The 12,073-nt window shown below is 51.3% G+C and carries 10 protein-coding genes; 1 reads left to right on the top strand and 9 read right to left on the bottom strand.

Annotation, left to right across the window (positions count from 1 at the left end; translation table 11 throughout):
• Window positions 1-408: 408 nt before the first annotated feature.
• The 6 genes from H1S06_RS09575 to H1S06_RS09550 form a co-directional block, all read right to left on the bottom strand.
• Window positions 409-1,125: a YebC/PmpR family DNA-binding transcriptional regulator gene (locus H1S06_RS09575; protein WP_181739579.1), complete on the bottom strand. Its 717-nt coding sequence runs from the start codon at window positions 1,123-1,125 to the stop codon at window positions 409-411.
• A 183-nt stretch (window positions 1,126-1,308) separates the two neighbouring features.
• Window positions 1,309-3,849 carry a DEAD/DEAH box helicase gene (locus H1S06_RS09570; protein WP_181739577.1) on the bottom strand — a complete coding sequence of 847 codons (2,541 nt, stop codon included), beginning with the start codon at window positions 3,847-3,849 and terminating at the stop codon, window positions 1,309-1,311.
• 5 nt (window positions 3,850-3,854) lie between these two features.
• On the bottom strand, window positions 3,855-4,781 hold the full coding sequence (locus tag H1S06_RS09565; RefSeq protein ID WP_181739575.1) for a HamA C-terminal domain-containing protein: 927 nt from the start codon (window positions 4,779-4,781) through the stop codon (window positions 3,855-3,857).
• 512 nt (window positions 4,782-5,293) lie between these two features.
• Window positions 5,294-6,475 carry a thiolase family protein gene (locus tag H1S06_RS09560; protein WP_181739573.1) on the bottom strand — a complete coding sequence of 394 codons (1,182 nt, stop codon included), beginning with the start codon at window positions 6,473-6,475 and terminating at the stop codon, window positions 5,294-5,296.
• Between the two features lie 78 nt (window positions 6,476-6,553).
• Window positions 6,554-7,705: an acyl-CoA dehydrogenase family protein gene (locus H1S06_RS09555; RefSeq protein WP_181739571.1), complete on the bottom strand. Its 1,152-nt coding sequence runs from the start codon at window positions 7,703-7,705 to the stop codon at window positions 6,554-6,556.
• 31 nt (window positions 7,706-7,736) lie between these two features.
• Window positions 7,737-8,498 carry an SDR family NAD(P)-dependent oxidoreductase gene (locus H1S06_RS09550; protein ID WP_181739569.1) on the bottom strand — a complete coding sequence of 254 codons (762 nt, stop codon included), beginning with the start codon at window positions 8,496-8,498 and terminating at the stop codon, window positions 7,737-7,739.
• A 273-nt stretch (window positions 8,499-8,771) separates the two neighbouring features.
• Here H1S06_RS09550 and H1S06_RS09545 point away from each other — a divergent pair, with 273 nt between their 5' ends.
• A complete protein-coding gene (locus H1S06_RS09545) occupies window positions 8,772-9,959 on the top strand; it encodes an acyl-CoA dehydrogenase (RefSeq protein WP_181739567.1) in 1,188 nt (395 codons plus the stop codon).
• Here the strand turns inward: H1S06_RS09545 and H1S06_RS09540 are convergent.
• The 3 genes from H1S06_RS09540 to H1S06_RS09530 form a co-directional block, all read right to left on the bottom strand.
• Window positions 9,944-10,603, bottom strand: coding sequence for a class I SAM-dependent methyltransferase (locus H1S06_RS09540; protein WP_181739565.1), 660 nt, complete (start codon window positions 10,601-10,603; stop codon window positions 9,944-9,946). The genes H1S06_RS09545 and H1S06_RS09540 overlap by 16 nt on opposite strands.
• The gene (locus H1S06_RS09535) at window positions 10,600-11,508 is read right to left on the bottom strand and encodes a bestrophin family protein (RefSeq protein ID WP_181739563.1); all 909 of its coding nucleotides are present in this window, start codon (window positions 11,506-11,508) and stop codon (window positions 10,600-10,602) included. Before H1S06_RS09535 ends, H1S06_RS09540 begins: the two co-directional genes overlap by 4 nt.
• Window positions 11,509-11,574: 66 nt before the next feature.
• On the bottom strand, window positions 11,575-11,856 hold the full coding sequence (locus tag H1S06_RS09530; protein ID WP_181739561.1) for a hypothetical protein: 282 nt from the start codon (window positions 11,854-11,856) through the stop codon (window positions 11,575-11,577).
• Between the last annotated feature and the right edge of the window lie 217 nt (window positions 11,857-12,073).

The raw sequence follows: 12,073 nt of genomic DNA, 5'->3' as shown, positions 1-12,073 counted from the left end.
TTTGATTTATATTTCCGCAGAAAAATAGCGCTTCAGGAAACTATAAATCTTACTTGGCCTTGCGCCAGGTCCAAATGCCATTAGTTTTTATATAAATCATATTTTTTAGACACGAGCCCTCTCCCTGCCGATGCGGCCGCCAACGTCCTGCCGGCGGACTATCCAGACTCTACCAATATATAAACATTAAGCAACGCACAAAAAGGCTAATACGACCCAGTTACAGAACACGCATAAACTTCATGCCCTGTCTGCCGTCAACGTGACCCTTATCAATGGCTACTCACACAGGTGAAGGCTCATGCGCTGGTCGACCTGACAATACCGGGCATAAACAAAAAAGAGGTGCCACGGCACCTCCCATTGCCCCCGGATTGCGGGGCGGTATTCAGAGTACAGTCAGCCCATTCAGGACTCGACGTTGTGGTACACCTGCTGTACATCATCCAGATCGTTCAGCATCGCCAGAAACTTATCGAACAGTGCCACATCGTCGCCACTGAGGGTGGTGTAGCTCTGCGGGATGAACTGGATCTCATCAACGTCGAAATCGATATCGCCGAAGCGCTCGATCAGGGCGGTCTTGGCCTTGAAGTATTCAGTGTTGGGCGCGAAGACGGTAATTTTGCCGTCTTCAAGTTCGATATCGGTGACGTCCACATCCCCTTCCATCAGCGCTTCAAGCACGGCTTCTTCATCATCGCCGGCAAAGACGAAAATGGCGCAGTGATCGAACATGTGGCTGACGCTGCCCTGAGTACCGATCTTGCACTTGGTCTTGGTAAACGCCTGGCGCACATCGCCAAAGGTGCGGTTGGGGTTATCGGTCAGACATTCGATGATCGCCATGCTACCACCGGGACCATAACCTTCGTAACGCGCCGGAGAGTAGTCTTCGCCGCCACCACCCTTGGCCTTGTCGAGCGCCTTGTCGATAACGTGCCCTGGAACCTGATCCTTCTTCGCACGATCGATCAGACCGCGCAGCGCCAGGTTGCCATCGGGGTCAACCCCGCCCGACTTGGCCGTGACATAGATTTCGCGCCCGTAACGGCTATAGAGCTTGGCTTTCATGTCCGAGGTCTTGGCCATCGACTCTTTGCGGTTCTGATACGCTCTGCCCATGGGCTGAATTCTCCGATATTTATCTTTAAGGTGGTGATTTTACTGCGATACGCGCAGGCTGGGTACTGTGTATTTCAGCCGTTTTTCGCACCTCTTCATCAGGGGTAACTTAACTGTCTACTGTTCGTGGGTAACTCGGTCATCTAACGTCTAAATCAGGTGCGCCGTAGGTGCCACCTGGGTTTAACTGTTAGCAACAGCTAGCCGCACACTCTTGCCTTGCATTCTTAGAATTTCTTGTTTGCACAAACTAGGCATTTGTAGATTTCTAACATCCATCACCTTGATTTTATTAAAGTACTCATCAATATCTAATGCTTCAGGAATAGCATCTGAAACATTTGAAAGGTGAAGTGCAGAAAATCGGGAAAGGCCCATAGCCATGATATTCAGAGCTTTCTTTTCGCAGGAGCCAAATTCCAAATATATATGATATGGCTCCAGTTCAATGTCTTCGGGATCAATTCCTTTGTGTGTTAAAAAAAGCCTTAATACATCATTGTATGCAGAGAAATATTTAACCATTTTGAATCTTATATCGTGATCTAAAACATCCAAATAATCTCTAATTATTGTGGAAGGTTTTTTGTTCGGTTGCCTTCCCCTAACAAATTTAACACGTTCCCCAATAAGCTCACCTAACGGTTTACCCCATATCCAGCTATAAGCCAGGAAGCTAATTAAATTTTTATAGCTTTGGGATAACTCCCACTCAAAGCAATCTATAAAAACATCAATGACATTTTCCATCTTTCTTTTAGCCCCTGCTGTATATGGGCTAATAAGTAGATATTCTTCAAGATGCTCTGTTGTCAATAAAAAATTGTATACCCTCTGCAGGTGATCAGGTCTTATTCCTTTATTTTTTTCAATGATTTCCGAAGGAAGGTCGACAATCATTTGAGATATTGCTGATATAGTTTTATCAAGGTTTTCAGAGTTTTCATCTGTTCTATAGGCTTCAATAGAAGAATGATTTTCTGAGTAATGATAATCTTGGTATAGTTTACTAAATGCCATCTCCGCTTCGTCAATATTCTTTCCAGATCCGATATTTTCAGAAAGAAGATCTTGGATTAGTGACCCACCATCAGTCATAACCGTGCTTATCGCAGAGGATATTTCTTGTAATTTATCACCTTCGTAAGAATTATTATCCCAAGTTGACGGCCTTATACACCAAATATTACCGTGAAATTCTTTTAGCAACCTACCGGCACGCCCGGATAAATTTAGAAAATCTGATCGTGACATTGGACTGTCACCAGATCTAGGGTTCTCGATTATTATATGCTTAGCAGGTAAATTAACCCCTTGCAAAAGGGTACTGGTACAACAGATAAACTTTATTTCATCATTTTTAAAAAGTGTTTCAATTCCAGATCTAACTATAGAAGGCATTTTTCCATAGTGAAACCCCACACCAGACTCTAAGCACTCAATTAAAGGGTACTCTGGGTGGATTTCTTTTTTTAGGAAATCAATAAATAGTTTTATATCGAGGCTCGGCACGTAATCTTTAATAGTTTCGCTGATTTCTTTTGCTACTGACTCAGCATCAGATGGCCCGTTTGCGAATATTATAACAGATTCACCATTCTTTGAAATTTCACATGCTAAATTCGCTTTCTGAATGGATTTACTCCCCCTAAACTTGAAATCAACAGCTCTATTTCCAAGCGATAGTTTCTTTCCATCACTTAACAAATGAAAACTTATTTCTTTTGTTTTTCCACGAACATCTGATGCAAGAATTATATTTTGAGAAACTGGAGATATAGTCTCAGTAAAAAACTTTCCGTTATCTGATATGTTGAAAATATTAAAGAAATACCCTGGGTTTTTAATAAGTGGGCTCGCAAATAATATTTCTGTACTGGGGTATTTCTTCAATAGGTAATCAATAGCGCTCTGTAGGAGTATACCTCGCTTACCTTTTTGAATCTCATGAGCTTCATCAACTATCAAAGATGTTATGACAGGCATTTCATCTGCTGCATCATTCAAATAGTTCATTAAACGCTCTTGAGTGAGGACATAAACAACCCCATTTTGAGACCTTTCTTTAGAAATAGAAAGTGGGGCTGTTCTAATAACTATATCATCAAGTTTATATTGTCTCAGTGAATCCCTGATTCTATTAGAGACCTCAGCAATCAATGCTCTGGTCGGCACTATATAAACAATGCACTGAGAATCTTTTTCTCTCAATTTTTTTATGAGGTTTAGCCCAAGTACAAAAGATTTTCCTGCGGATGTTGGTGCAGAGATACTTAAAGCTTTCTCTTCTTGCAAGGAACTATAGAAATTATATTGAAAATCAGTAAGCTGTATTGATTCTTCGTCAATAAAAACAGAGTTTTCTATTTCTCTACTTAAACATTCCAACTTCAAAAAGTTTGGTATCTTTTTACCTGAGAAATTGAAACGTTCTCTTAGAAGTTGCCGGCCTGGGAAATTACCTAGCCTTGACATTATGACTTCTGCAGAACTCAATAGCTTGGAATCATCACCTGACCGTACTTCTATAATCCTTGTAATGATTTCATATGCAAGAATTTTATCTTCAGCCTCATCCGAGAGAGCCAAAATAGATGCATGCCCCAATAACTGATTAATTTCGGTTGCTTCTAAAGGTTTTTCATTGTTTATAGGGTTTCCAGGTAGCTGATTTTGCGTGCTATGGACTTGAAGTTTTTCTATTACATTTTTTATGTTATTCATAGCAATCAATCAAGCGCCTCATTGAATGCATTTCTAAAATCGACAACTGATGGAAATGGAAGAAAAAAAACATCGAATACCAGATATTTTTTTTCGAATTTATCGAGTTTACTTTGTAAAAGTCCGACTAAATTTACAGCGTTAGACAATAGCTCACTTTCAAATCTACTTATCAAGTTACCATGGGGTTCTGATAACACATCATCATAACCTTTATAGTCATATCCAATCAGACAAGCATGATTAACTCTTACATTTGCACCTGGGTTTCCATTGATAAAGAGTTGTGAAATTTCATGCTTTACTGCTTCATCAGCATATTTAAAGTGCTTTGTCACCATGTTGAATTCATGTTCGTACATTTTTATATCATGAAAATCATTAACACTTTTTAACGCTGACGTTATTGCATCAGAAATTTTCTTATAAAGCTTTGACTCCCCGAAATAGAAATCAACAACTCCTAATTCTTCGTTCCACCTTGCATGAATTCCATCTGACCCTTTCACTTCATCTTTATGGTTTGTTTTAAGCTCCATCTTTGACACAATTTGTGGGGCCTTTAGGACTGCTTCCATAAGAAAGTACAGCAATGTTTCTCCAGCTTCTCCTGTTTTATCAGGGGAATCATCTGATATCTCTGGATGTCTGAACAAACTTCTTGCTTCTTTAGTTAAAAGAGTTGATTGCCTAGCAGTTAAAGTCTCATCTCTATTTTTAGCCGATAGACAATAGTCGATAATGTAGGCATATAAGGTATCAGCCAATGCTTTAACCATCGGCTGCTTGTTTCCATCAAATTTCAAGTAATGAAATCTAACCGTAGCTTCAATGCCAGTTAATTTCAGATCATGCTCAACCACATTTATACAATTTGAAAAATCTGGAGTTTCAACCGAAATCTTTTCTGCAATATTCTTTACTAATTCCATTCAACTTAGATTCCATATAAATGAAGTTGTACTGAACTTGCGACATACTCAAGCTTTTAAGACTCTCTTAATGAGAGTGTCCGATCTCATAATAGTTTTTATCGGGTATACTTTTTAATCCTTAGATCAACCTATTTTTATATAGCTTCTAAAAAGACCAAAAATTATATCCGCGCAAACGCTCCCGACTATCCGGGTATCGGCCAATACGACGCATAACAAAGATCAAGCCAAAAATGGCTTTCTGAAGAAGAAAAGAAACAACAGAACTACAACTAACCATCCCTGCCATTGACCCATCCCCTTTTCCCTGTCATTGCGGCCGCCGACTTCCTGCTGGCGGATTATTAGACTTTACCAATATGTACCCATAAGGCAACGCACAAAAAGACTAATACTGCCCTGTTACAGTGCGCTTTCAGTTGTCCTGCCTGGGCACTCCTCGATCTCCAAACGAAAAAAAGGCCACCAATCGGTGGCCTCAAAGGCAGAGATGTGCAAGTTAAGGCGTATCAGAGCAGCTCGACTGCGACGGCTGTCGCTTCGCCACCACCGATACAGAGGGATGCAACCCCTTTCTTCAGGCCGCGCTGCTTAAGGGCGTTGAGCAGCGTGACGAGAATGCGTGAGCCGGAGGAACCGATCGGGTGCCCGAGGGCGCAGGCGCCGCCGTAGACGTTGACCTTGTCGGCATCCAGGCCCATTTCGTTGATTGCCAGCAGGGAGACTACGGCGAAGGCTTCGTTGATCTCGTACAGATCCACGTCGTCCTTGCTCCAGCCCGCCTTGTCCAGCACCTTCTGGATGGCGCCGATCGGGGCGATGGTGAATTCGGCGGGCAGCTGGGCGTGGGTGGAGTGCGCCACGATACGCGCCAGCGGCTTGACGCCGCGCTTGTCGGCTTCGGCCTGGGTGGCCAGTACCAGTGCAGAACCACCGTCGCTGATGGAGCTGGAGTTGGCAGCAGTAACGGTGCCGTCCTTCTTGAACGCCGGCTTCAGCTGCGGAATCTTGTCCGGACGGGCGTTGCCCGGCTGTTCGTCGGTATCGACAACGGTGTCGCCCTTGCGGCCCTGGATGGTGACCGGTGCGATCTCGTCCTTGAACCAGCCGTTCTCGATGGCGGCAACGGCCTTGCTCAGGGAGCCGATAGCGAAGTTGTCCATCGCTTCACGGGTGATGTTGTACTCATCAGCGGAGCGCTGTGCGAATACGCCCATCAGGCCGCCTTCGTAGGCGTCTTCCAGGCCGTCGAAGAACATGGAGTCGATCACCTGGCCGTGGCCCATGCGCATGCCGGCACGGGCTTTCGGCAGCATGTAAGGTGCCTGGCTCATGTTTTCCATGCCGCCGGCGATCATGATGTCAGCGCTGCCCGCCTTGATCTGGTCATGGGCCAGCATTACGGCCTTCATGCCGGAACCGCACATCTTGTTGATGGTGGTCGCGCCAGCCGCATCCGGGATGCCCGCCTTGCGAGAGGCCTGACGGGCCGGGGCCTGACCCAGTGCGCCGGGCAGTACGCAGCCCATGATCACTTCGTCGATATCGCTCGGCTGCAGGCCGGCACGCTCGATGGCCGCTTCGATCGCGACGGCACCCAGGTCCGGTGAGCGCACGTCGCTCAGGGAACCCATCATGCCGCCCATGGGAGTACGGGCCGCGCCCAGAATCACAATGCTGTTGTCTGACATCTTCTTGCTCCTGATAATTCGCTTTTATTCTGTCGCTTTATTCGATGCTGCTGTCGGTTCAGTTAGCGTCCATCACCATTAACGGCCAAGCACCGAGCGCGCGATCACTTCCTTCATCACCTCAGAGGTGCCGCCGTAGATGCGCTGCACACGGGCGTCGATGAAGGCACGCGAGATCGGGTATTCGGTGGTGTAGCCGTAGCCGCCGAACAGCTGCAGGCAGCCATCGGCCACGCGGCACTGCATCTCGGTGGCGGTGTACTTGGCCATGGAGGCGGTCGCCGCATCCAGTTCGCCACGGGAGTACTCGGCGATGCACTGGTCCACGAACGCCTTGTTGACGCGGTAGTCGGTTTCCATCTCGGCGATGCGGAAGCGGGTGTTCTGCAACTCCTTCAGCTTCTGGCCAAACAGGGTGCGTTCGTCGGCATACTGGATGGTCATGTCCAGCGAGCCGCGCGCCGCGCCGACACCGATGGCACCGATCACCAGACGTTCACGGGCCAGTTCCTGCATCAGGTACATGAAGCCCTTGCCCTCTTCGCCCAGCAGTGCGGACTTGGGCACGCGCATGTTCTCGAAGAACAGCTCGGAGGTATCGCCGGAGTGCTGGCCGATCTTCTCCAGGTTGCGACCCTTGGCGTAACCCGGCAGCGTGGTGTCGACCAGGAACAGGCTGACGCCCTTGGCGCCGGCCGCCGGATCGGTCTTGGCCGCGACGATCACCATGTCGGCGTGCTGGCCGTTGGTGATGAAGGTCTTGGAGCCGTTGATCACGTACTCGTCACCGTCCAGCACCGCCGTGGTACGCAGCGCCGCCAGATCACTGCCGGCACCCGGCTCGGTCATGGCGATGGCGCCGACCACGTCACCGGACACCATGCCCGGCAACCAGCGGTCTTTCTGTTCGTCGTTGCCGATATGGGCGATATAGGGCGCCACGATATCGGAGTGCACCATCACGTTGGTGGCCAGGGCACCGTAGCCCAGGCGCGCCATCTCGGTGACCAGCATCACGGAGTATTCAAAGGGCACACCGCAGCCGCCGTGGGCTTCGGGGGCGTCGACGCAGAGCAGGCCTGCTTCGCCCAGGGTACGCCAGAGTTCACGCGGGGTGATCTCGTCCTTTTCCCACTGTTCGTAATGCGGTGCCACTTCGCGCTCCAGTGCGCGCAGCACCATTTCGCGAAAGAGTTCCAGTTCTTCCTGGTCGATTACAGCTGCATTCATCTCGCTCACCTTCTTTTACTCTTCCATCGGCTTACTTCGGTGCCATGCGCAGGGCGCAATCCAGGCGGATGGTTTCGCCATTGAGCAGCGGGTTCTTCACGATCTGCTCAACCAGCATGCCGTATTCGTCCGGATGACCCAGACGCTGCGGGAACGGCAGAGTGGCTGCCAGGCTGTCCTGCACTTCCTGCGGGAAGCCGGACATCATCGGGGTCAGGAACAGACCCGGTGCGATGGTGTTCACACGCACGCCCTGGCGCGCCAGCTCACGTGCCGCCTGCAGGGTCATGGCCACAACGCCGCCCTTGGAGGCGCTGTAGGCCACCTGACCGATCTGGCCTTCGTAGGCGGCGATGGACGCAGTAGAGATAATCACGCCGCGCTCGCCATCGGCGTTCGGTTCGCGGGTCGCCATGTCGGCAGCAGCCAGACGCAGAATGTTGAAGCTGCCGACCAGGTTGACCTGAATGACCTTGTCAAAGTTCTCCAGCGGCATGGGGCCTTCCTTGCCGACGATCTTGCCGGCCGGGGCGATACCGGCGCAGTTGACGGCGATGCCGCAAGCGCCATGGACTTCACGTGCCACCGCAAAGGCCGCTTCTGCGCTTTCGGCAGAGGAAACGTCGCAACGCACGAAGATGCCGCCCAGTTCTTCGGCGATCTCGCGACCGCGCTCTTCATTCAGGTCGAAGATGGCAACCTTGGCACCGGCGGCGGCCAGTGCACGGGCAGCGCCCTCGCCCAGACCTGAAGCACCACCGGTTACAACTGCGGGTACGTTTTTGAAATCCATAACACTCTCACCTTGGTTATTCGTCTGGCTGCCGCTACCGCGACAGCTCTTTATAAGGGAATGACCTAAGTGTGTATCAGGATGGGGACCGCCACCATGACAATATTCGGCAGCAAATTTGGCAAAAATCGACAGTTCAGGCGAGGAAATGATTGGGGAGATGATCTGACGAGCCTCCTCTACAGTTGGCGGAGCCTTTTGAACAATACTAAGGTTAGAGTACGGTCAAAAGCCTTTGTTTTAGTTGTACGGTCATAAGTCGGGAGCATGTTGATGGCAGCACACGCCTACTTCAATTGGGATGACCCCTTGTTGCTGGAACAGCAACTGACCGCAGAAGAGCGCCAGATCCGCGACGCAGCCCGCGCCTACTGCCAGCAGTCATTGCAGCCGCGTGTCCTCGGGGCCTTTCGCGAGGAGCGTTTCGACCGGAAGATCATGACAGAAATGGGGGAAATGGGCCTGCTCGGCCCTACCGTTGCCGAAGAATATGGCGGTGCCGGTGTCGGCCATGTCGCCTATGGCCTGATCGCCCGCGAAGTGGAGCGCGTCGACTCCGGCTACCGCTCAGCCATGAGCGTACAGTCCTCGCTGGTGATGTACCCCATCGAAGCCTATGGTTCCGAAGAGCAGAAGCGTAAGTACCTGCCCAAACTCGCCAGCGGCGAATGGGTCGGTTGCTTCGGCCTGACCGAGCCGGACCACGGTTCAGACCCCGGTTCCATGATTACCCGCGCCATGAAAGTGGATGGCGGCTATCGGCTGACCGGTCAAAAGATGTGGATTACCAACAGCCCCGTCGCCGACCTGGCCGTTGTCTGGGCCAAGTCTGAAGCCCATGACGGCAAGATCCGCGGCTTTATCGTCGAACGTGGTACCGAAGGATTCTCGACCCCCAAGATCGAAGGCAAGCTGAGCCTGCGCGCCAGCATCACCGGCGAAATTGTGCTGGATGAGGCCTTCGTACCCGAAGAAAACCTGCTGCCCAATGCCAGCGGCCTGGCCGGTCCCTTTGGCTGCCTGAACAAGGCTCGCTTCGGCATCGCCTGGGGCGCCATGGGGGCTGCCGAGTTCTGCTGGCATGCGGCACGCCGGTACACACTCGATCGCAAGCAGTTCAACCGCCCCCTGGCCGCGAACCAGCTGATCCAGCTGAAACTGGCCAACATGCAGACCGAAATTTCGCTGGGACTGCAGGGCGCACTGCAGATCGGCCGCCTGATGGACAGCGGCAACTGGGCACCGGAGATGGTCTCGCTGATCAAGCGCAACAACTGCGGCAAGGCGCTGGATGTGGCACGCATGTCCCGTGACATGCACGGCGGCAATGGCATTTCCGAAGAGTACGGCGTGATGCGCCACCTAATGAACCTGGAAACCGTGAATACTTACGAGGGCACCCAGGATATCCACGCGCTTATTCTAGGGCGAGCACAGACCGGGATTCAGGCGTTTTTTTGAATCTCGACCATTTTGCAAAAACACACCACATCCCCGTGCGGATACTCGGGCACGCAGCCCCAGCGCTGCCCGAGCCAGGCAAAGCTCTCCTCCGCAAAGAAGGTGATGTGGGTGGGGTCATTACGGTAATGCCAGCTGCGAAAGCGCTCGTCATCCAGTACTCGCTTGGTCTGCAGCACCAGCAGGCCACCCGGCTTTAACCCTGACCACAGTCGATCCAGAATCGGCAAGGGGTCGGCCAGATGTTCGATGACTTCGGTGCTGGTGACAAAATCATACCTGTCCGCCCAGACACGCTCGTCCGGACAGTAGTATTTATCGTACTGCGCCATGTCGTAACCGGCTTCGCGGGCCATGGCCACCAAGGCCGGACCAGGGCCACAACCGAAATCCAGCCCCCTGGCCGGCGCGGGCAGGCGCTGTAGCACCTCATTGAAAGCGCGTGACAGAAAGCGACGGTAGCCTGGGTCATCAACCGCGTTTTCATGATCGTCATACACTGCCTTTTCAGCCTTGTCAGACAAACGCTGTGTCGGATCAAGATGCACCAGGCGACAGGACTCACACCGATGGTAGGTCCGCTGTCGACACTCTATCCGATACAGTCTGTCGGCGCCGCACAGCGGGCAGTTCTGAGCACTCATTGCAGCTGAAACTTCACCGGCTGCAGCAACTCCGGAGCCGGATCACCCAGTGCTTCGGCCACACTGATTTCATGAATCCGACAAATCGCATCCAGCGGCAGGTCATTGGTATGGCGACCGAAGGGAAACTCCATCTGTTCCGACAGGCGGTCCAGACCAAAGAAGGTATACGCTACAATCGCCGTAAACACCGGCGTAAACCAGCCTGCCACGCCCACCATGCCGAACGGCAACAGATAACAGTAGATATAGGCCGTCCGGTGCGCCAGCAAAGTATAGGCAAACGGCAGGGGGGTGTGCGCAATACGTTCGGATGCGGCCTGTACGCTACTCAGACCATACAGATGCTTATCCAGCGCGGCCGCCGCAATCGTATCCAGCCGCCCCGCTTTCAATTCATCCGCAATCAGCGCTCCGGCCTGCTGCAGCATGAACTCGGCCGGGTTACGTTTGCTCAACGCCTGACTGATCAGCCCCGCCGGCAGATCGCCAGGCAGCTCAGCCTGCACGTTTTCCCCCCGCAGCTGACCGCGCAACAGGTGCGCATGGGCCAGCACGTTCAGCAGCAAGCGACGGCGCGGTGCTTCAGCCAGGTAGATGCCACTGGTGCGGGCCAGGCTGCGGATTTCATACACCATCTGCCCCCATTGTTTGCGCCCTTCCCACCAACGGTCATAGGTGGCGGTGTTGCGAATACTGAGCAGTATCGACAGCGCTATCCCCATCAGGGTAAACGGCAGTAATGTATATTCGATCACGCCATCCAGGTAATGGTGGCGCGCCACCCACGTGATAATGGCGGAGAAACAGCCGGCAAAGATAATATGCGGCATGACATGGGGCAGTACCGACCCTTTCCAGGCCAGCATCAGTCCCAGGGCACCCGGGCGTTTACGAACGATCATGAAATGAAGCTCCCGAACAGCTGGAGGGCACAGATAGTGTCACAGCTGACCGGGATAGGAAAGGCATCAGGCGCGGGACATGGCTCGACGGCGGGTATGAACCCCCTGCTTGAGCTTGTTCAGGCGCGAGATTCTGGCAATAACCAGCAACTCAACCACTCCCGCCACAATCAGAATATCAAAGACATTCGACTGATCGGCCAGGACGGAGTGAATGGAGGCACCCTCTCCTGTTGCCAATGCATAAATACAAACTGCGATAACCAGCGTAGCCGCTATCGAGATCAAATTGTATTTGAACAGATGTCGCTTGATCTCGGCGACTGACTCACGCTTGCTTCGTCTCATTGCGTGCTCCTTTTATAGTTCATTATTTGACCAGTTAAAGCGAGCGCTATTGTGTGCCTCACTTCCCACTCCCACTAGAGTGCCAATAAGAGACACATATCAGCCAAATAATTAAACACACGTTATAAAAGGGGATTTACCATGGAGATTCGGGTCATGACCCGGACGATATTCATTTTATATTCAGCAACAGAAGCGCCAAAAATAGCTGAATTTT

Source organism: Marinobacterium marinum, assembly GCF_013868415.1.
Lineage (GTDB): Bacteria > Pseudomonadota > Gammaproteobacteria > Pseudomonadales > Balneatricaceae > Marinobacterium > Marinobacterium marinum.
This window is presented reverse-complemented; position numbering and strand designations above follow the sequence as displayed.

What these genes read in the sequence shown, in the direction of transcription:
- H1S06_RS09555 (WP_181739571.1), bottom strand. Translation starts at nt 7,705, where the DNA reads ATGAATGCAGCTGTAATCGACCAGGAAGAACTGGAACTCTTTCGCGAA.
- H1S06_RS09535 (WP_181739563.1), bottom strand. Translation starts at nt 11,508, where the DNA reads ATGATCGTTCGTAAACGCCCGGGTGCCCTGGGACTGATGCTGGCCTGG.
- H1S06_RS09565 (WP_181739575.1), bottom strand. Translation starts at nt 4,781, where the DNA reads ATGGAATTAGTAAAGAATATTGCAGAAAAGATTTCGGTTGAAACTCCA.
- H1S06_RS09575 (WP_181739579.1), bottom strand. Translation starts at nt 1,125, where the DNA reads ATGGGCAGAGCGTATCAGAACCGCAAAGAGTCGATGGCCAAGACCTCG.
- H1S06_RS09550 (WP_181739569.1), bottom strand. Translation starts at nt 8,498, where the DNA reads ATGGATTTCAAAAACGTACCCGCAGTTGTAACCGGTGGTGCTTCAGGT.
- H1S06_RS09540 (WP_181739565.1), bottom strand. Translation starts at nt 10,603, where the DNA reads ATGAGTGCTCAGAACTGCCCGCTGTGCGGCGCCGACAGACTGTATCGG.
- H1S06_RS09560 (WP_181739573.1), bottom strand. Translation starts at nt 6,475, where the DNA reads ATGTCAGACAACAGCATTGTGATTCTGGGCGCGGCCCGTACTCCCATG.
- H1S06_RS09570 (WP_181739577.1), bottom strand. Translation starts at nt 3,849, where the DNA reads ATGAATAACATAAAAAATGTAATAGAAAAACTTCAAGTCCATAGCACG.
- H1S06_RS09530 (WP_181739561.1), bottom strand. Translation starts at nt 11,856, where the DNA reads ATGAGACGAAGCAAGCGTGAGTCAGTCGCCGAGATCAAGCGACATCTG.
- H1S06_RS09545 (WP_181739567.1), top strand. Translation starts at nt 8,772, where the DNA reads ATGGCAGCACACGCCTACTTCAATTGGGATGACCCCTTGTTGCTGGAA.